At 71.0% G+C, this 19,341-nt stretch carries 18 protein-coding genes; 11 read left to right on the top strand and 7 right to left on the bottom strand.

Annotated features, from left to right (window positions below):
- Nucleotides 1-38 precede the first annotated feature (38 nt).
- The 7 genes from dacB (at nt 39) to ACZ6CV_RS09860 (ending at nt 8,940) form a co-directional block, all read left to right on the top strand.
- The gene (gene dacB, locus ACZ6CV_RS09890) at nt 39-1,574 is read left to right on the top strand and encodes a D-alanyl-D-alanine carboxypeptidase/D-alanyl-D-alanine endopeptidase (protein ID WP_469250372.1); all 1,536 of its coding nucleotides are present in this window, start codon (nt 39-41) and stop codon (nt 1,572-1,574) included.
- A 275-nt stretch (nt 1,575-1,849) separates the two neighbouring features.
- Complete coding sequence (locus tag ACZ6CV_RS09885; RefSeq protein ID WP_469250371.1) at nt 1,850-2,980, top strand: zinc-dependent metalloprotease; 1,131 nt, start codon at nt 1,850-1,852, stop codon at nt 2,978-2,980.
- A 233-nt stretch (nt 2,981-3,213) separates the two neighbouring features.
- Nucleotides 3,214-4,251, top strand: a complete 1,038-nt coding sequence (gene tilS, locus ACZ6CV_RS09880) for a tRNA lysidine(34) synthetase TilS (RefSeq protein WP_469250370.1) — start codon at nt 3,214-3,216, stop codon at nt 4,249-4,251.
- A 53-nt stretch (nt 4,252-4,304) separates the two neighbouring features.
- Nucleotides 4,305-4,865: a hypoxanthine phosphoribosyltransferase gene (gene hpt / locus ACZ6CV_RS09875; RefSeq protein WP_355811404.1), complete on the top strand. Its 561-nt coding sequence runs from the start codon at nt 4,305-4,307 to the stop codon at nt 4,863-4,865.
- Nucleotides 4,866-5,051: 186 nt separating this feature from the next.
- Nucleotides 5,052-7,073, top strand: coding sequence for an ATP-dependent zinc metalloprotease FtsH (gene ftsH / locus ACZ6CV_RS09870; RefSeq protein ID WP_469250369.1), 2,022 nt, complete (start codon nt 5,052-5,054; stop codon nt 7,071-7,073).
- A gap of 141 nt (nt 7,074-7,214) precedes the next feature.
- Nucleotides 7,215-7,820 carry a GTP cyclohydrolase I FolE gene (folE, locus tag ACZ6CV_RS09865; RefSeq protein ID WP_469250368.1) on the top strand — a complete coding sequence of 202 codons (606 nt, stop codon included), beginning with the start codon at nt 7,215-7,217 and terminating at the stop codon, nt 7,818-7,820.
- A gap of 115 nt (nt 7,821-7,935) precedes the next feature.
- Entirely contained in the window at nt 7,936-8,940 is a 1,005-nt protein-coding gene (locus ACZ6CV_RS09860; protein ID WP_469250367.1) for an aldo/keto reductase, read from the top strand.
- 101 nt (nt 8,941-9,041) lie between these two features.
- On the opposite strand, the gene ACZ6CV_RS09855 is transcribed toward ACZ6CV_RS09860, so the two are convergent.
- The 6 genes from ACZ6CV_RS09855 to ACZ6CV_RS09830 all read right to left on the bottom strand — a co-directional run bounded on the left by ACZ6CV_RS09855 (nt 9,042) and on the right by ACZ6CV_RS09830 (nt 14,047).
- A complete protein-coding gene (locus ACZ6CV_RS09855) occupies nt 9,042-9,530 on the bottom strand; it encodes a DUF3180 domain-containing protein (RefSeq protein WP_362374768.1) in 489 nt (162 codons plus the stop codon).
- 47 nt (nt 9,531-9,577) lie between these two features.
- A complete protein-coding gene (gene folK, locus ACZ6CV_RS09850; protein WP_469250366.1) occupies nt 9,578-10,189 on the bottom strand; it encodes a 2-amino-4-hydroxy-6-hydroxymethyldihydropteridine diphosphokinase in 612 nt (203 codons plus the stop codon).
- The gene (gene folB, locus ACZ6CV_RS09845; protein ID WP_150217102.1) at nt 10,186-10,545 is read right to left on the bottom strand and encodes a dihydroneopterin aldolase; all 360 of its coding nucleotides are present in this window, start codon (nt 10,543-10,545) and stop codon (nt 10,186-10,188) included. Before folB ends, folK begins: the two co-directional genes overlap by 4 nt.
- A gap of 224 nt (nt 10,546-10,769) precedes the next feature.
- Entirely contained in the window at nt 10,770-11,327 is a 558-nt protein-coding gene (locus ACZ6CV_RS09840) for a nuclear transport factor 2 family protein (RefSeq protein WP_469250365.1), read from the bottom strand.
- A complete protein-coding gene (gene folP / locus ACZ6CV_RS09835; protein ID WP_469250364.1) occupies nt 11,324-12,196 on the bottom strand; it encodes a dihydropteroate synthase in 873 nt (290 codons plus the stop codon). Before folP ends, ACZ6CV_RS09840 begins: the two co-directional genes overlap by 4 nt.
- 30 nt (nt 12,197-12,226) lie before the next feature.
- Nucleotides 12,227-14,047 (bottom strand): phosphatidylglycerol lysyltransferase domain-containing protein, encoded by a 1,821-nt coding sequence (locus ACZ6CV_RS09830; protein ID WP_469250363.1) that lies wholly within the window; start codon nt 14,045-14,047, stop codon nt 12,227-12,229.
- Between the two features lie 252 nt (nt 14,048-14,299).
- Between ACZ6CV_RS09830 and ACZ6CV_RS09825 the strand changes: the two genes are divergently transcribed.
- Nucleotides 14,300-15,418 (top strand): alpha/beta hydrolase, encoded by a 1,119-nt coding sequence (locus tag ACZ6CV_RS09825; RefSeq protein WP_469250362.1) that lies wholly within the window; start codon nt 14,300-14,302, stop codon nt 15,416-15,418.
- A 57-nt stretch (nt 15,419-15,475) separates the two neighbouring features.
- Here ACZ6CV_RS09825 and ACZ6CV_RS09820 read toward each other — a convergent pair whose 3' ends face one another.
- Nucleotides 15,476-16,633 (bottom strand): ABC transporter ATP-binding protein, encoded by a 1,158-nt coding sequence (locus tag ACZ6CV_RS09820; protein WP_469250361.1) that lies wholly within the window; start codon nt 16,631-16,633, stop codon nt 15,476-15,478.
- 180 nt (nt 16,634-16,813) lie between these two features.
- Between ACZ6CV_RS09820 and ACZ6CV_RS09815 the strand changes: the two genes are divergently transcribed.
- The 3 genes from ACZ6CV_RS09815 (at nt 16,814) to ACZ6CV_RS09805 (ending at nt 19,252) form a co-directional block, all read left to right on the top strand.
- A complete protein-coding gene (locus ACZ6CV_RS09815) occupies nt 16,814-17,542 on the top strand; it encodes an ABC transporter permease (RefSeq protein WP_362374784.1) in 729 nt (242 codons plus the stop codon).
- Entirely contained in the window at nt 17,539-18,201 is a 663-nt protein-coding gene (locus tag ACZ6CV_RS09810) for an ABC transporter permease (protein ID WP_362374785.1), read from the top strand. Before ACZ6CV_RS09815 ends, ACZ6CV_RS09810 begins: the two co-directional genes overlap by 4 nt.
- Before the next feature lie 85 nt (nt 18,202-18,286).
- Entirely contained in the window at nt 18,287-19,252 is a 966-nt protein-coding gene (locus tag ACZ6CV_RS09805) for an ABC transporter substrate-binding protein (RefSeq protein WP_362374787.1), read from the top strand.
- Nucleotides 19,253-19,341 lie beyond the last annotated feature (89 nt).

Genomic DNA, 19,341 nt, shown 5'->3' with positions numbered 1-19,341 from the left:
CTCACGCAGATGTGTGATCGCGAAAGGGGCTGGTCGTCGTGCCGGAGCTCAAGCCATGGCAGCGGCCTCGACAGATTCTGAGACAGCTGTCCGAGCCGGCCGCCGCCAAGCTCGCCGGGTTCCCCGGGAAACTCACGACACTGCAGCTCACGGCGGGTTCCGCCGCCTTCGGCCTGATCATCGCGGCCGGGGCGGTGGCCGTGGCCGGCCCCTGGGACTCCTCGGGTCAGCGTACGGCGGAGCGGGTCAGGGCCGCTTCCCGGGAGGCCGGGGGTGGCACAGATCACGCCGGTCGCGGCCCCGGCGGCGTCCCCGAGACCGCCCCGAGCGCCCCCTCCGTGCTCGCCGGGCTCGGCGCGCCCGCGGGGGTGGCGCCCGCGCCGACCGACCGCGCCCTCGCGGACGTCCTCGAACCGCTCCTGAAGGACCCGGCGCTCGGCCCGCAGCGGTCGGCCGTCGTGCTGGACGCGGCCTCGGGCAAGCGGGTCTACGGCAAGGGCGCGGGCGACGCGCTGACGCCCGCGTCGACCACGAAGATCGCCACGGCGGTCGCGGCGCTGTCCGCGGCGGGCCCCGACCACCGCATCACCACGAAGACGGTGCTCGAACCCGGCTCCGCCAAGACGCCCGACGTCCTCCTGGTCGGCGGCGGCGACCCCACCCTGACCGCCCGCAAGGACGGCCGCTACACCGACACCGCGGCGAGCCTGCGCACCCTCGCCGAGGACACGGCACGCTCCCTGAAGAGCCGCCACATCGACGAGATCAAGCTCTCGTACGACACCTCCCTGTACTTCGGGCCCGAACAGCACCCCATCGGCCCCAACGAGAACCTCACCCTGGTCAGCGCCCTGATGGCGGACGAGGGCCGGCTCGACGACTCCTCCAGCGGGCCCGCCCCGCGCGCGGGTGACCCGGCGGGCGACGCGGCGAAGAAGTTCGCGGGCTTCCTGAAGGACCGCGGCATCAAGATCGCCAAGGATCCCGGCGCCTCGAAGGCCTCGGACCGCGCGACGTCCCTCGGCAAGGTCGAGTCGCCGCCGCTCTCCGCCCTGGTCGAGCGGATGCTGACGCACAGCGACAACGACATCGCCGAGGCGCTGGCCCGCCAGGCCGCGATCGCGGAGAAGGAACCGGCGAGCTTCGACGGCGCGGGCCGCGCGATCCACGCCCGCCTGGCGAAGCTGGACCTCCCCCTCTCCGGCACGAAGTTCGCCGACGGCAGCGGCCTGGACCGCGCCGACCGGATCCCCGCGGAACTGCTGGCCACGCTCCTGGACCGCGCGGCCGACCCGGCCCACCCGGACCTGCGCTCCGTGGTGACGGGCCTGCCCGTGGCGGGCTTCACCGGCACGCTCGTCGACCGCTACCCCCAGGACTCACCGGGCACCGGCGTCGTCCGCGCCAAGACGGGCACGCTGACGGGCGTGAACAGCCTGGCGGGCACGGTGGTCGACGCGGACGGCCGCCTCTTGGTCTTCGCCTTCATGACAACGGGCACGACGGACCCCCTGTCGGCCCAAAAAGCCCTGGACCAGATGGCCTCAACAGTGGCGAACTGCGGCTGCCGCTAACGACGACGGGGGCGAAGGTGCCCCCAGGGGCACGAGTAACGACGACAGCGGCGGAGGTGCCCCAGGGGCGCGAGGAACTGCGCGCCAAGCCACGAGACACCCGCACCCGAAACCCGAGCCGCAACCACGATCAAGGGGCGCGGGGAACTGCGCAACAAGCCACGAGGCACCCGCACCCAAAAAACCGACGGCCCCCACCCCCTAGGGGCCCGCCCCGGGCCATTCCAGGGGTGCAAGCCCCTCCAAGAGAGGGAGCAAGCACGTACCGTTGACGCATGACGAGCATCGGTGGTGCGGAGATGGTCGACTGGAACCTCGCGGTGGCGACCGCGACCCGACTCGTGCGGCCGGGCCCAGAGGTGAGCCGGGACGAGGCGCGTGCCGTCGTCGCCGAGCTCCGTCGGCACGCCAAGTCCTCGGAGGAACACGTCCGTTCCTTCACGCGGATGGGGTCGGAGGACACCCACGACACTCCGGTCCTGGTGGTCGACCGGGCCGGCTGGATCCGGGCGAACGTCGCCGGTTTCCGGGAGATCCTCAAGCCCCTCCTCGACAAGATGCAGGACAAGCGGGGCAGCGGCGCGGGCGGCGCCGTCCTCGGCGCGGTCGGCGGCAAGGTCACCGGCGTGGAGCTGGGCATGCTCCTGTCCTTCCTCGCCTCCCGCGTCCTCGGCCAGTACGAGACCTTCGCCCCGCCCACCCGCGACCTCCCCGCCGCGGCGAACGGCGGCGGCAGACTCCTCCTGGTCGCGCCGAACATCGTGCACGTCGAGCGGGAGCTGGACGTCGACCCGCACGACTTCCGCCTCTGGGTCTGCCTCCACGAGGAGACGCACCGCACCCAGTTCACCGCCGTCCCCTGGCTGCGCGACCACCTGGAGGGCGAGATCCAGTCGTTCCTCGGCGAGACCGAGGTCGACCCGATGACGTTCCTGGAGCGCATCAGGGAGGCCGCCCAGTCGTTCGGCAGCGGCCGCGGCGAGCAGGACGACGCCGAGTCCGACGACGGCGGCCGCTCCCTCGTGGAGCTCGTCCAGACCCCCGCCCAGCGGGAGATCCTCGCCCGGCTGACCGCCGTGATGTCCCTCCTGGAGGGCCACGCGGACTACGTGATGGACGGCGTCGGCCCCTCCGTGGTGCCCTCCGTCGGCGAGATCCGCGAGAAGTTCAAGGAGCGGCGGGCCCGCGGCGCGAGCCGCCTCGACCAGGCGCTGCGCAAGCTCCTCGGCCTCGACGCCAAGCTGCGCCAGTACCGCGACGGCGAGCGCTTCGTGCGCGCGGTCGTCGACGAGGTCGGCATGGACGGCTTCAACCGCGTGTGGACCTCGCCGAACACGCTGCCCACGAAGGCCGAGATCGCCAAACCGGCGGACTGGGTCGCGCGGGTGCACCGTAAGGGAGACTGAGAGGCCGGATGCGGCCGATGGCAGGAGAACGCCTCCGTAATCACCCGTCCGAGGGACCGTGGGCGATGGGTAGGCGTGCAATGCTCGGGGAACGGCTCGGCTCTGTCACCATCGACACACTCTGAGTGACCGGACTCGAGGGCGAGAAGGACCCCAGCGGGCCCGGACACCCCGAGTGCGTCCTGAGTGACTGGTCCGAGGCTCACCCCCGAACTTCATGAAGGGAACCGGACATGGGTCCCCATCCTGCGGTCGCGGCGATACGCCTGGCGGTCCGCCGCGTACTCCACGACGTACTGACAGACGTACAGCGCAGCACCGAGAACGACCCCGCACCCCCCGCGCACGAGCAGACCCCGACGCCGCTCGTGCTCGTCGCATGCTCCGGCGGCGCCGACTCCATGGCGCTCGCCTCCGCGCTCGCCTTCGAGGCCCCCAAGCTCGGCATCCGCGCCGGCGGCGTCACGGTGGACCACGGCCTGCAGCCCGGTTCCGACCTGCGCGCCGCCGAGGTCGTCGTGCGCCTCACCGCGCTCGGGCTCGCCCCGGTCGAGTCCGTCGCCGTGCGCGTCGGCCGCGACGGCGGCCCCGAGGCAGCCGCCCGCGACGCGCGCTACGCGGCCCTGGACGCCGCCGCCGAACGGCACGCGGCCGCCGCCGTGCTGCTCGGGCACACCCGCGACGACCAGGCGGAGACCGTGCTGCTCGGCCTCGCCCGCGGCTCCGGGATCCGCTCCCTTTCGGGGATGGCCGAGACCTCGGGGGTCGCCGGCCGTTACCGCCGCCCCTTCCTGCACATCGACCGGCAGACCGCCCGCAAGGCGTGCATGGTCCAGTCGCTGCCCGTCTGGGACGACCCGCACAACGCCGACCCGGCGTACACCCGCTCCCGGCTGCGCCACGAGGGCCTGCCCGCCCTGGAGAAGGCGCTCGGCAAGGGCGTCGTCGAGGCGCTCGCCCGCACGGCCCAGCTCTCCCGGGACGACGCGGACGCCCTCGACGCGTGGGCCGCCCAGGCCGAGACCAGCGTGCGCGACGCGACCGGCCTCCTGGAGTGCGCCAAGCTCTACGCCCTGCCCCCCGCCGTGCGCCGCCGCATCGTGCGCCGCGCGGCCATCGAGGCAGGGGCGCCCGCGGGTTCGCTGTTCGCCCGACACATCGAAGAGGTCGACCGCCTGATCACCGGCTGGCGCGGCCAGGGAGCCATCAATCTCCCGGGCAAAGTCGTGGCTCAGCGCCAGGGTGGCAGACTGGTGATCCGGCAAGGCTGACGAGAGGCCCGTGTGCGTTGCGGGCCCCGTCGCCGGTGGGACGACCGAAAGTGATGCGGGTGGACGCGAAAGACATGGGCAGCGACCTTCAGTCGGTGCTCATCACCAAGGAAGAGATCGACGCGAAGCTGGCCGAGCTGGCAGCGAAGGTCGACGCGGAGTACGCGGGCAAGGACCTGCTGATCGTCGGCGTCCTCAAGGGCGCGGTGATGGTCATGGCGGACCTGGCGCGTGCGCTGTCCACCCCCGTCACGATGGACTGGATGGCCGTGTCGTCGTACGGCGCGGGCACCCAGTCGTCCGGCGTCGTGCGGATCCTCAAGGACCTGGACACCGACATCAAGGGCAAGCACGTCCTGATCGTCGAGGACATCATCGACTCCGGTCTGACGCTGTCCTGGCTCCTGTCGAACCTCGGCTCGCGCGAGCCCGCCTCCCTGGAGGTGTGCACGCTGCTGCGCAAGCCCGAGGCGGCGAAGGTCGCGATCGACGTGAAGTGGATCGGCTTCGACATCCCGAACGAGTTCGTCGTGGGGTACGGCCTCGACTTCGCGGAGAAGTACCGCAACCTCCCGTTCGTCGGGACGCTCGCCCCGCACGTCTACGGCGGCTGACGTCCCGTAACACCACGGGCGGTACTCCGGGGAACCCTCACCCGTTTCCCTCCGTTGAAGCATGCGAAGGCGGTATTGCCAGCAGTCCCGAGCGACTTCGGGTCACAATGCTGGGGTACCGTCCGAAGAACAGTCTTTATCAAACTCACTATGGCAGGAGGGACGGGGCGTCATCGCTCCGTATGGATGGACGTGAAGCGATACTTCCGTGGGCCAGTCATGTGGATCGTGCTGGCCGTCCTTGCCGTGGTCGTGTTGATGCAGGTCGTCGGCTCGTCCGGCGGCTACAAGACGGTGGACACCGGCCAGGTCGTCCAGGCGATCAACGACAACAAGGTCGAGTCCGCAAAGCTCACCACCGGTGACGACCAGATCATCAAGGTCGAGCTCGTCGATGGCCAGAAGGTCAAGGGCAGCAGCAAGATCCAGGCGAGCTACATCGGCGACCAGGGCGTCGACCTCGCCAAGACCTTGCAGGCCAAGTTCGAGGACAAGAAGATCAAGGACGGTTACACCGTCTCGCCGTCGAAGCAGAACCCCTTCGTCGGCATCCTGCTCTCCCTGCTCCCCTTCGTCCTCATCGTCGTCATCTTCCTGTTCCTGATGAACCAGATGCAGGGCGGCGGCTCCCGGGTCATGAACTTCGGGAAGTCCAAGGCCAAGCTCATCACCAAGGACACCCCGAAGACGACCTTCTCCGATGTGGCGGGGTCCGACGAGGCCGTCGAGGAGCTCCACGAGATCAAGGAGTTCCTGCAGGAGCCGGCGAAGTTCCAGGCCGTCGGCGCCAAGATCCCCAAGGGCGTGCTCCTCTACGGCCCGCCCGGTACCGGCAAGACGCTCCTCGCGCGCGCCGTCGCCGGTGAGGCCGGGGTCCCGTTCTACTCGATCTCCGGTTCCGACTTCGTCGAGATGTTCGTCGGTGTCGGTGCCTCCCGTGTGCGTGACCTCTTCGAGCAGGCCAAGGCGAACGCCCCGGCGATCGTCTTCGTCGACGAGATCGACGCGGTCGGCCGCCACCGCGGCGCCGGCCTCGGCGGCGGTCACGACGAGCGCGAGCAGACGCTCAACCAGCTGCTCGTCGAGATGGACGGCTTCGACGTGAAGGGCGGCGTCATCCTGATCGCCGCCACGAACCGGCCCGACATCCTCGACCCGGCGCTGCTGCGCCCCGGCCGCTTCGACCGGCAGATCGCCGTCGACCGCCCGGACATGCAGGGCCGTCTGGAGATCCTCAAGGTCCACCAGAAGGGCAAGCCGGTCGCCCCGGACGTCGACCTCTCCGCGGTCGCGCGGCGCACGCCGGGCTTCACCGGCGCCGACCTGAGCAACGTCCTCAACGAGGCCGCCCTGCTCACCGCGCGCAGCGACAAGAAGCTGATCGACAACTCCATGCTGGACGAGGCGATCGACCGCGTCGTGGCGGGCCCGCAGAAGCGGACCCGGATCATGTCCGACAAGGAGAAGAAGATCACCGCGTACCACGAGGGCGGACACGCCCTGGTCGCGGCGGCCTCGCCGAACTCGGACCCGGTCCACAAGATCACGATCCTGTCCCGCGGCCGGGCCCTGGGTTACACCATGGTCCTGCCCGAAGAGGACAAGTACTCCACCACGCGCAACGAAATGCTCGACCAGCTCGCGTACATGCTGGGCGGGCGCGCGGCGGAGGAGCTCGTCTTCCACGACCCGACGACGGGCGCGGCGAACGACATCGAGAAGGCCACGGCCACCGCTCGCGCGATGGTCACGCAGTACGGCATGACCGAGCGTCTCGGCGCGATCAAGTTCGGCGGCGACAACACCGAGCCGTTCCTCGGGCGCGAGATGGCGCACCAGCGGGACTACTCGGAAGAGGTCGCGGCCCTGGTCGACGAGGAAGTCAAGAAGCTCATCGAGACCGCGCACAACGAGGCGTGGGAAATCCTCGTGGAGAACCGGGACGTCCTCGACAACCTGGTCCTGCAGCTTCTCGAGAAGGAGACCCTCGGCAAGGAGCAGATCGCCGAGGTCTTCGCGCCGATCGTGAAGCGCCCGGCCCGCCCGGCGTGGACCGGTTCCTCGCGGCGCACGCCCTCGACCCGCCCGCCGGTGCTCTCCCCCAAGGAGCTGTCGCTGACGAACGGTGCGAACGGCGCCACCCCCGCGGTCACCGCGGGTACGGAGCAGCCCATCGAGGTGGCCCCGGAGGACCGCCCCGAGAGCTGACCCGCCTGCCTCAGCAGGCCCGGAATGGATGCCGCGCCCCCCTGGTTCTAGCCTGGGGGGCGCGGCTTGTTTCGTACGCCCGCACCCGGCACGCTCACACCCGCGCAGGCAGGCACGGGAACGCACAGGAACGAGGCACAGATGACCGACCCCGTGACGCTCGACGGCGAGGGCTCGATCGGTGAGTTCGACGAGAAGCGGGCCGAGAATGCCGTGCGTGAGCTGCTGATCGCGGTGGGGGAGGACCCCGACCGCGAGGGGCTGCGCGAGACCCCGGGGCGGGTGGCGCGCGCGTACCGGGAGATATTCGCCGGGCTGTGGCAGCAGCCGGAGGACGTGCTGACGACGACGTTCGACATCGGGCACGACGAGATGGTCCTGGTGAAGGACATCGAGGTCACCTCGTGCTGCGAGCACCACCTGGTGCCGTTCCGGGGCGTGGCGCACGTCGGCTACATCCCGGCCACCTCCGGCAAGATCACCGGCCTGTCGAAGCTGGCCCGGCTCGTGGACGTCTTCGCGCGCCGCCCGCAGGTGCAGGAGCGCATGACGACCCAGATCGCGGACTCGCTCATGGAGATACTGGAGCCGCGCGGCGTCATCGTCGTCGTCGAGTGCGAGCACATGTGCATGTCGATGCGCGGCATCCGCAAGCCCGGCGCGAAGACCATCACCTCCGCCGTGCGCGGACAGCTGCGGGACCCCGCGACGCGCAACGAGGCGATGAGTCTGATCATGGCCCGCTGACCGCACCGCGGAAGGATCAGTTCCGGTCGTTTTGGCACCAACTGGCCTCCGGCGGGCCGGAGTTGGTGGCGGAAAGCGATGGACGCACACCGGAGATGGCCGAAAGACTGCGTGCATGACGAATACACGCAGTCACTCCCTCCCCACCCGCAACCTCGGCGGCCTGGAGGTCTCCGCCCTCGGCTACGGCGCGATGGTGCTCTCTCCGGGGGTGTACGGCGAGGTCGACGACGAGCGCGGCGAGCGCGCCCTGCTCGCGGCGGTCGACGCGGGCGCCAGAATCATCGACACCTCCGACGGGTACGGCGCGGACGGCCACAACGAACAGCTCATCGGCAAGGCCCTGAAGGGGCGCCGCGACCAGGTCGCGATCGCCACCAAGTTCGGCTTCCGGCTGCCGGAGGGCGTCGAGCCGCACCCCTTCCCGATCGGATACGCCTTCGGGGAGCTGGCGGTCAACGGCGACCCCCGGCACGTACGCGGCTACGCCGAGGCGAGCCTGCGCGGCCTGCAGACCGATTACATCGACCTCTACTACCCGCATTTCCCGGACCCGCAGGTGCCCTTCGAGGAGACCGTCGGCGCGGTCGCCGAGCTGATCGAGGCGGGCCTCGTGCGGCATCTGGGGCTCTCCAACGTGACGGCCGACCAGCTGCGCGCCGCGCACGCCGTGCACCCCGTGGCGGCCGTCCAGATCGAGTGGTCGATGTGGAAGCCGGCCGACCCGGAGATGCTCGCGGCGGCGCGCGAGTTGGGCGTCGGGCTCGTGCCGTGGTCGCCGCTGGGCGCCGGCTTCCTGACCGGCACGGTCGGACAGGTGGCGGAGGGCGACTTCCGGCAGAACGCGCCGCGCTTCGACGCGGCGAACCTGAAGGCGAACAACGACCGCTTCGCGCCCGTGCGGGGCGTCGCCGAGGAGCTGGACATCACGCCGGCCCAGCTGGCGCTGGCCTGGCTGCTGCACCAGGACCCGAACGTGGTGCCGATCCCCGGCAGCCGTACGCCCCAGCACATCGAGGAGAACCTCGCGGCGGCGCACGTGAAGCTCGACGCCGACGTCCTCGCGCGCCTGGACCGGATCCTGGGCGAGACACAGGTGGAGGGCGGCACGCTGCTGTAGCGGCCGCTGCGGGGCGGACGGCGCGGACCGGGTGCGGGACCGCGACCCGGGCGCGGGAGCGCGGACCGGGGCGGACGGGCGGGTCCTGGGGCGTGGCGTGGCTACGCCGCCGGGGCCGCCGTCCCGCCGTCCTCGTCGTCGTCCTCGGGGAGCCGGCAGACCCGCTCCATGAAGAAGGCGACCGCTATCACCGCGATGCCCATCAGGACCGAGAGCCCGGCGTACACCGCCTGGTCGCGGCGGCCCGGCATGTCGAGGAACTCCAGCAGGAACGCGCCCGTCCCCCCGTACATCCCGGCGACGGGCGCCGCGACGAGAGCGCTCGCCTGGGCGAGCACGACGGCCCGCGCGGCCATCATCGGCTCCACGCCCTTCGCGCCGGGGCGGCGCTCCCGCTGGGCGCGCAGGCGGGTACGGAGCGACAGCGCCGTCGCGAGCAGGACGACGGCGATGACCGCGAGCACGATGGGCGCGGCCAGCGGCACGCGCGGCAGCGTGCCGACGGAGTCCCACAGCCGGGCGCCCGACCAGGACAGCACGCCGGCCGCGAGGAAGAGGCCGACCAGCGTCCTGATGCGCAGTTGCTTCACGGGTGACCCTTCATCGGCTTGCTTACCTCGACCGACTTCTCCAACGTCTACTCCGGCAGCCGGAGTTCCAGGTCGGCGCGGGCGGCGACGCCCTCGCGGGTGACCGACTCCAGGAGCTGTGCCACCGGGCCGCGGCCGGGCAGCTGCGCCTCGGGCTCGACGTCGTGCCAGGGGGCGAGGACGAAGGCACGCTCGTGCGCCCGCGGGTGGGGCAGCGTGAGCACCGGGTCGTCGGAGACGACGTCCGCGTACGCCACGATGTCCACGTCGATCGTGCGCGGGCCCCAGCGCTCGTCCCGCACCCGGTGGAAGGCCTCCTCGACCGCGTGCGCGCGCTCCAGGAGCGAGGCCGGGGGAAGGGTGGTCTTCACCACGACGACCGCGTTGAAGTATGCGGGCTGGCTCTCGGGGTCGACGCCCCACGGCGCGGTCTCGTAGACCGGGGAGACCGCCTTGACCCGCAGGCCGGGGGTGTCCTCCAGGGCGTCGACGGCGCCCTGCAGCGTCTCCAGGCGGTTGCCGAGATTGCTGCCGAGTGCGATCACGGCGCGCTGGGGGTTGGACAGGGTGCTGTCGGCCGCGTCCACCTGCGCGACCACGGAGGTGGGCACCGGCTGGACGGTGGGGTCGCTCTGACCCGCTTTGAAGGGCGCAGTCATACTCGGCTCCGGGTGATGGTGACGGTCACGTCGTCGAACGGCACGGTGATCGGGGCGTCCGGCTTGTGGACGCACACCTCGACCTCCAGGACGCCGTCGTGCTTGAGACACGCCTGGGCGATGCGCTCGGAGAGCGTCTCGATGAGGTCGACGGGCTCGCCCTCGACGACGGCCACGACCTCCTCGGCCACGACCCCGTAGTGCACGGTCTTCGCCAGGTCGTCGTCGGCCGCGGCCGCTCGCGTGTCCAGACCAAGCACCAGGTCCACGATGAAGGTCTGGCCCTCTTCGCGCTCCCGCGGATAGACACCGTGGTGCCCGCGGGCCTTGAGGCCGCGCAGCGCGACACGATCCACGCGAATCACTCCTGCAATCGTCGGTATCGGCAGGCCTGCACCGAGTGCGGTCGGCACACCAGCCTCGATCGAATCTACCTGCGAGCACCGACAGCGATTGCCCGCGGGGCCCGCGGACCGCCCTGGCGCAGGCCGGCCGAGCCGCGTTCCGGCCGCGGCTCATGGCTGGTAGCCGCCCATACCCGGCGGCCTGTGATCCCAACCACTTCTCGTCGCCTACCCACTCAGGAGGGTGTCTCGTCGTCCTCTTCGTCGTCAGTTTCGGCCAGGACGGGTGACGCGTGGTGCGACCACAGTTTCCAGCCGTCGGGGGTGCGCCGGAACAGATTGGTGGCGACCACGAGCTGGCCCACGAGCGGGCCGAGCTCACCGCCGGCCTCCGGCGGCGGGCCGCCGCTGAGGATGTTCTCGGTGCACGTCACCAGGGCGGTGTCGCCGGCCACGCCGACCTTCAGGTCGGTGAGGAAGAACTGGATGTACTCGGTGTTCGCCATGATCAGCGCGTACGACCTGAGGACCTCGCCGCGGCCCCTGAGGACGGGCCAGCCGGGGTGGACGCAGGAGACGGTGTCCCCGGACGTCGTCTCCGCCGTGCCGCCGTCCACCGAGTCGGCGAGGACGTTTTCATCCGCGGTCTCGGAGGTCGAGGCGGTCCCGTCGGTCTCCGCGTCGGAGTCGAGCCACAGGTCGGAGACCGCGTCGAAGTCGCCGCGCTCCAGCGCTTCGTAGAAGGCGGTGTTGGCGAGCTCGACCTGCTCGACGTCGGTCTTGGCGGCGGTCACCGGTCGCCGCCCGCCGCGCCCGTCACGGCGCGGGCGACACGGACCGCGTCGGCCGTCGCCCGCACCTCGTGCACGCGGACCGCCCAGGCGCCCTGGTGGGCGGCGATGGCGGAGACCGCGGCGGTGGCGGCGTCGCGCTCCCGGGCGGGCGGCGGGGCGCCCTCGGGGCCCGCGAGGACCCGGCCGAGGAAGCGCTTGCGGGAGGCGGCCACCAGGATCGGGTGGCCCAGGTCGTGCAGCCGGTCGAGGCGGGCGAGGAGCGCCAGGTCGTGCTCGGCCTCCTTGGAGAAGCCGAGGCCCGGGTCGACGACGACGCGCTCGGGGGCGATGCCGCCCTCGATGGCGGCCGCCACGCGCGCGTGCAGCTCGTCGACGACTTCGGAGACGACGTCCTCGTAGTGCGGCCGGGCGTGCAGGTCGGTGAGGAAGCCGCGCCAGTGCATGACGACGAAGGGGGCGCCCGCGGCGGCGACCGCGGGCACCATGTGCGGGTCGGCGAGGCCGCCGCTGACGTCGTTGACGAGGACGGCGCCCGCCGCGAGCGCCTGCTCGGCGACGGTGGCGCGCATCGTGTCCACGGAGACCGTGACGCCCTCCGCGGCCAGGTCCCGCACGACGGGGACGACCCGCTTGAGCTCCTCGTCCTCGTCCACGCGGGTGGCGCCGGGGCGGGTGGACTCGCCGCCGACGTCGACGAGGTCGGCGCCCTGCGCGACCAGGTCGATGCCGTGCTTGACGGCGGCCGTCGTGTCGAACCAGCGCCCACCGTCGGAGAAGGAGTCCGGCGTCACGTTCACCACGCCCATGACCGCACAGCGGTCCCACTCCGGCAGCCCCTGGACCGATCCCCGCCCGCGCAACGTACTCATGACTCCAGCCTAGGCCCGTGGAGGCGGGAGCTAGGCCGCCTGGACCTCCCGTTCCGTTGCCCGGTGCGGGCAGGGGCGCTGCTGCGGGGGTCGGCGGCGCAGGAAGCGGGGGAGTGCGAGCGTCACGAAGCCCTCGGCCTGCATGGCGGCGAAGCCGATGCGGGGCAGGTCCTTGCTGGAGCGGTAGACGACGAAGCGGGGCTCCCAGCGGGGGCGGAACTTCGCGTTGAACTTGTACAGGGACTCGATCTGGAACCAGCGCGAGAGGAAGACGAGGAGGCCGCGCCAGGCCCGCAGGACCGGGCCCGCGCCGATCTTCTCGCCGCGGGCGAGGGCCGCGCGGAACATCGCGAAGTTGAGCGAGACGCGCGCGATGCCGAGCTTCGGGGCCGCCTGCAGCGCGGCGACGATGAGCAGCTCGTTCATGCCCGGGTCGGCCGCGCGGTCGCGGCGCATGAGGTCCAGGGAGACGCCGTCCTTGCCCCACGGGACGAAGTGCAGGACGGCCTTGAGGTCGCCGTAGGGGCCGGGCTGCTCGTCGGCCTTGTGGGCGGTGGCGATCAGACAGTCGCCGTCGCCCGGGTCGCCGATCCGGCCGAGGGCCATGGAGAAGCCGCGCTCGGTGTCGGTGCCGCGCCAGTCGTCGGCCGCGCGCTGGATCCTGGCGAGTTCCTGCTCGCCGAGGTCACGGATGCGCCGTACGCGCGTCTCGTAGCCATTGCGCTCGATTCGCTTGACCATCTGGCGCACGTTGCGCATCGCACGCCCGGAAAGGGAGAAATCCGCGACGTCCACCACCGCCTCGTCGCCGAGCTCCAGGGCGTCCAGACCCGTCTCGCGGGTCCAGACCTCGCCGCCGGTCTCGGAGCAGCCCATGACGGCGGGCGTCCAGGAGTGCGCCTTTGCCTCGTCCATGAAGCGCTCGATGGCGCCCGGCCAGGCCTCGACGTCGCCGATCGGGTCGCCGCTGGCCAGCATCACCCCGGAGACCACGCGGTAGGTGACGGCGGCCTTGCCGCTGGGGGAGAAGACGACGCCCTTGTCGCGGCGGAGCGCGAAGTGGCCGAGCGAGTCCCGGCCGCCGTGCCGCTCCAGGAGGGCGCGCAGCCTGCTCTCGTCGTCCTCGGTGAGGCGCGCCGCCGGGTGCTCGGGGCGGAAGGCCAGGTAGATGGTGGTGAGGGCGGTCAGCATGCCGAGGGCGCCGAGGGAGAAACCGACGGTCCAGGACGTGCGTCCGTAGTAGTCGACCGGCCCCTCGAAGCCGAAGAGGCCGTACAGGACGTGCTCCAGGCGCTCCGTGATGCTCGGGTCGCCGATGACCTTGCCCGGGTGAACGCTGACGATCACCAGGCCCAGCAGGATCGAACCGGCTCCGAGGAGGACGAAGTTGGCCAGCGCCCGCCAGCGGCTGCGCGGATCGGGCAGCGCCGTGAACTCACTCCGATGGCGCAGCACGAGCGCGAACAGCGCGAGCGAGATCACCACGCCGATGATCGAGTGGCGGTACGCGAACTGCGCCGCGGCACCCGCGGGCAGCAGCACCACGGCGGCCCGCCAGGCCCGCCGCTTGTGCCGCCGCAGACCGTGCGCGAGGAGGAGCAGCAGGATGCCGGAGCTGAGCGCGAGGGCGGCCGCGAACGGGCCGAGCGCGCCGGGCAGCACCTCGGCGATGGCGTGCATGCGGCTGTGCCGGAAGCGGGGGAAGACACCTGCCGCGACGTTCAGCAGGCCGACGAGGGCGCAGGCTCTGGCGACGAGGGCCGGCACCGCCTCCGGCCGCGGGCCACGCAGCAGCCGGCGGAGTCGGCTGTCGTGGTGGCGCACCTCACTGCCCGGAACCCCGCCCGACATTTCCCCATCTATCCTGACAGACATCGCATCCCGTAGTTCTGCGAGAGACCTTGATTTCCGGCGCCAAATCGGCATCCGGCAACATTGCGCCCTCTAGGACGGTCCTTCCGGGAGCCGGGTTCATTCCCGACCGGAAACCGATGGAAAAGCTCTGGCAAGCCCCCCGGCAGGCGCCGGCACGGTTCGGGCCCGGGTCCGGTCACGCCGGGGCAAGCGCCCGGCACAGGTAGAAAGCGCAGGCAGGAACACCCCATGGGTCTCACGAGCAACAAGATCCTCGGCCTTGCGGTCTTGCTGGCCGTACTGCTCTTCGTCGGCACCATCTGGCTCTGGCCACGGCTCGCCCGCCGCAGCTGGAAGGCGATCACCGGCCGCGTCGGGCTGCTCATCGCCACCCAGCTCGCGATATTCGCCTCGGTGGGCCTGGCCGCCAACCAGGCCTTCGGCTTCTACGCCACGTGGGCCGACCTGTTCGGCCAGGAGACGGCGCCCGGTCTGGTGGTCGACCACGATCCGGCCAAAGGAGCCGGCCCCGTCAAGGTCGTCGACACCCAGACCGTGAACGTGCCGGGCGGCAGCCGGCCCGTCACCGGGGGCCAGATCCAGAAGATCGAGATCAGCGGCGCCCAGTCGAAGATCGCCAGCCCGGCCTACGTCTACCTGCCGCCCGAGTACTTCCAGCCGCAGTACAAGAACCGGAAGTTCCCCGCGGCCGTCGCGCTCACCGGCTACCCGGGCACCGCGGAGGCGCTCTACAAGGGACTGCACTACCCGCAGACCGCCCACAAACAGGCGGCCGACGGCAAGATGCAGCCGATGATCGTCATCATGATGCGGCCGACCGTGGCGCCGCCGCGCGACACCGAGTGCGTGGACATCCCCGGCGGCCCGCAGACCGAGACGTTCTTCGCCGACGACCTGCCGCGCGCCGTGTCCGACCACTACAGGGTGGGCATCAAGCCGGAGAACTGGGGCATCATCGGCGACTCCACGGGCGGCTACTGCGCCCTGAAGCTCGCGATACACCACCCGGGCACGTACGCCGCGGGGGTGGGCCTTTCCGCGTACTACAAGGCGCCCATCGACGTCACCACCGGCGATCTCTTCCACGGCGACAAGGACCTGCAGAAGCGCGCCGACCTCATGTGGTACCTCGACCACATGCCGCCGCCCAAGACGTCGCTCCTGGTGACCAGCAGCAAGAAGGGCGAGGACAACTACCAGGACACCCAGAGGTTCATCGGCAAGGTGAAGGCGCCCACGCGCGTGTCGTCGATCACGCTCGACAGCGGCGGGCACAACTTCAACACCTGGCGCAGGGAGATCCCCGCGAGCCTGGAGTGGATGAGCAGCCGGCTCAGCGCCGACTGACGGCCCGGCCCACGCCGCCGGGCCGCCGGCGGGCCGAGGGGGCGCCGGGTCGACGGCTCAGTCCGTGCCGATGGCCGTCACCGACTCCAGCTCGACCTCCGCGCGCGCGATGGCGCGCGCCTCCGCCGCCGTCGAGCGGCGCAGCGCCTCGTGCAGCCGGGCCGGGGTGAGCACGCCCAGGAAGCGGCCCTCGCTGGCCTTGTCGATGACCGCGATCCACCCCGCGTCGTGCTGCAGCATCGTCGCGAACGCCTGCTTCAGGCTCGCGCCGACCGGAAGCCAGGCCTCCATGCGGCGGGCGTGCGCGCGCACCGAACCGCTGCCCACGCGCGCGTGCTCGGCGGAGATCCAGCCGTGCAGGTTGTTCTCGCCGTCCAGGACGACGGCCCAGCGGGCGTCGAGCTCCTTGGGCAGCGGGTCGTCCAGGTGCACCACGGGGGGCTGCTCCAGGTCGCCCTCCTCGATGGGCGTTACGGAGAGCCGCTTCAGGCCCCGGTCCGCGCCGACGAAGTCGGCCACGTACGCGTTGGCGGGGGCGCCCAGGACCGTCGACGGGGTGTCGAACTGCTCGATGCGCCCCTCGCCGTAGACGGCGATGCGATCGCCCAGCCGGACCGCCTCCTCGATGTCGTGCGTGACGAAGAGGACCGTCTTGCGCACGGACTGCTGGAGCCTCAGGAACTCGTTCTGCAGGTGCTCGCGCACCACCGGGTCGACCGCTCCGAAGGGCTCGTCCATCAGGAGCACCGGCGGGTCGGCCGCCAGGGCGCGGGCCACGCCGACGCGTTGGCGCTGACCGCCGGAGAGCTGCTCGGGATAGCGGTCGCCGAAGACCGACGGGTCGAGGCCGACCAGGTCGAGGAGTTCGGCCGCACGCTCACGGGCCTTGCCGCGCTTCACGCCGAGCAGATGCGGGACAGTCGCCGTGTTGTCCAGCACCGTCTTGTGCGGGAAGAGGCCCACCTGCTGGATCACATAGCCGATACGGCGTCGGAGTTGCACGGGGTCGATCGCGGATATGTCGTCGCCGTCGACGTATATCCGTCCGGCGCTCGGCTCGATGAGCCGGTTCACCATCTTCATGGTCGTCGTCTTGCCGCAGCCCGACGGGCCGACGAGCGTGACCAGTTCGCCCTCGGCGACCTCGAAGGACAAGTCGTCGACGGCCGTGGTGCCGTCGTCGTAGCGCTTGGTGACGTGCTCGAACCGGATCATGGTTCCCCATTGTGGAGGGCGGTGGCGGGCTGTGCGTTAAGGCCATGTTGCGGCAGTACAACGAGTCTGAGCGGCCGTACGAGGAGTCTCGGCGATTGTCGGTGCCGCGCGTTAGGGTCGCCAGGACACGGGGGGACGTGTGTACGGCATACGTCCGGGGATTCGGGGGAGGTGGGGCGCGTGGCCGAGCGGAACTGTCTGGTGACGAACGACTGGATCTGCGGGGAGTACGTCCGCTCCCGCAGCCAGGAGTTGATCGACGCGACCCTGCAACACGTGGGGATCACGGTCGTGTCGGTGGCCATCGGCGTCGCGGTGGCCCTGCCCCTCGCGCTGCTCGCGCGCCGCCTGCGGTTCCTCGCGGGACCGATCCTCGGCGTGACGACCGTGCTGTACTCGATCCCCTCGCTGGCGATGTTCTCGCTGCTGCTGCCCTTCTTCGGGCTCTCGGCCTCGCTGGTCGTCACGGGCCTCGTGCTGTACTCCCTGACGGTCCTCGTGCGGAACATCCTGGCCGGCCTCCAGGCCGTCCCGGACGAGGCCCGGGACGCCGCCAAGGGGATGGGGTACGGACCGCTGCGGCTGCTGTGGGAGGTGGAGCTGCCCCTCGCGCTGCCCGCCCTGCTGGCCGGCATCCGCATCACCACGGTCTCCACGGTCGCCCTCACCACCGTCGGCGCCATCGTGGACTACGGCGGCCTCGGCACCCTCATCCTGGACGGCCTCGACACGACCTTCAAGGCCCAGGTGCTCACGGCGTCGGTGCTCTGCGTGCTGCTCGCCGTCGTCGCCGACCTGCTGCTCCTCGGGCTCCAGCGGTGGCTGACGCCCTGGACGAGACCCCATCGAATACGGACGAGCCGTGCCGCGCGGAAGGCGGCCACGGCCAAGGTGGCGGAGCCTGCATGAACGCGATCACCGGGGCGTACGACTGGCTGACCACGGGCGCCAACTGGCAGGGCGAGAAGGGGGTGTGGCACCGCCTCGCCGAGCACCTGTACTTCAGCGGGGTCTGCCTCGCGGTCGCCTGCGCCATCGCGCTGCCGCTCGCGCTCTACCTCGGTCACATCGGCCGGGGCGGCGCCCTCGCGGTCAACATCTCCAACGTCGGCCGCGCGGTGCCCACGCTGGCGCTGCTGATCCTGCTCACCCTCACCCCGCTCGGCGAGCACGGGGACGCGCCGACGCTGATCGCGCTGGTGCTGTTCGCCGTCCCGCCTTTGCTGACCAACGCCTACCTCGGGATGCGTGAGGTGGACCGGTCGGTGGTGGAGGCGGCGCGCGGCATGGGCATGAGCGGCGGCCAGTTGTTCGCGCGGGTCGAGCTGCCGCTCGCGTACCCGCTGATCATGACCGGCGTCCGGTCCGCCGGCGTGCAGGTCGTCGCCACGGCCACGCTCGCCGCGATGGCGGGCGAGGGCGGCCTCGGCCGGATCATCACGGCCGGCTTCAACCTGCAGAACACGCCCCAAGTGGTGGCGGGCGCCGTCCTCGTGGCGCTGCTCGCGCTGCTGGTCGAGGGTGTCCTGGTGGCGGCGGGGCGCCTCTTCGACCCGATGCGGCGCTAGGACGCGGTGCGGTGCGGTGCGGCGCTAGGACGCGGGCCGGCACGGCGAGTTTTGTTTCCTTCCCTTTCGAAATGGTGGTTCACCGATGAACAGCACAACGCGTCGCGCGCGACGGATGGCAGGGGCGGCCGCGGCCGTCGTGACGCTGACCGCGGGACTCGCCGCGTGCGGCGGGGAGGACCTGGAGGCCAAGGGGTCGGACAAGGCGGGCGACGGCGGCAAGGGCTCGATCGTGGTGGGCTCCGCGCGGTTCACCGAGCAGAAGGTGCTGGCCGAGCTCTATGCGGGCGTCCTGTCGCACGCCGGTTATGACGCGCAGGTCAAGACCGTGCAGAACCGCGAGATCTACAAGCCCGAACTGAAGAAGGGCTCCATCGACGTCGCGCCCGAATACGCGGCGACGCTCGCGGAATTCCTCAACCTGGAGAAGAACGGCCCGAAGGCGAAGACCGTGGCCTCCAGCGATCTGGACAGCACGGTGAGCGCACTGGAGAAGCTCGCGAAGCCGCAGGGCCTGAAGGTGCTTCCGGCCGGCAAGGCGGTCGACCAGAACGCGTTCGCGGTCTCCGCGGAATACGCGAAGGAGCACAAGCTCAAGACCCTCTCGGATCTCGGCAGGTCGGGCGAGAAGGTCAAGATCGCGGCGGGCGACGAATGCGAGACCCGGCCGTTCTGCGCGCCGGGCCTGAAGTCGAAGTACGGCATCGACGTCGACGGAATCGACCCCAAGGGCGTCGGCACCACGCAGTCCAAGCAGGCCGTCAAGAACGGCACGGACCAGTTGGTGCTGACCACGACGACGGACGCGACGCTGAAGAACTACGACCTCGTCATCCTCGAGGACGACAAGAAGCTGCAGAACGCGGACAACATCCTTCCCGTGGTGAACGCGAAGGAGGCGGGCGGCAAGGAGATAGCCGACGCGCTGGGGAAGCTGACGAAGACGCTCACGACGGACGACCTCATCGAACTCAACCGGAAGGTCGACGAGGAGCGGCAGAAGGAAGCGGATGTCGCGAACGAGTATCTGAAGTCGAAGGGGCTGATCTAGGACCGGGGTTCCTGGAGTCGTTCTCGGCCCCGTTCTCCGGTGCGTGCGCGGGGCCGAAGCGAAGTTGATCAAGGAAATGCCGGAGAAGT

This window comes from Streptomyces sp. NPDC041713, assembly GCF_055591085.1.
The sequence above is the reverse complement of the archived record's forward strand: the minus strand, read 5'-3'. Positions and strand labels throughout refer to the sequence as shown.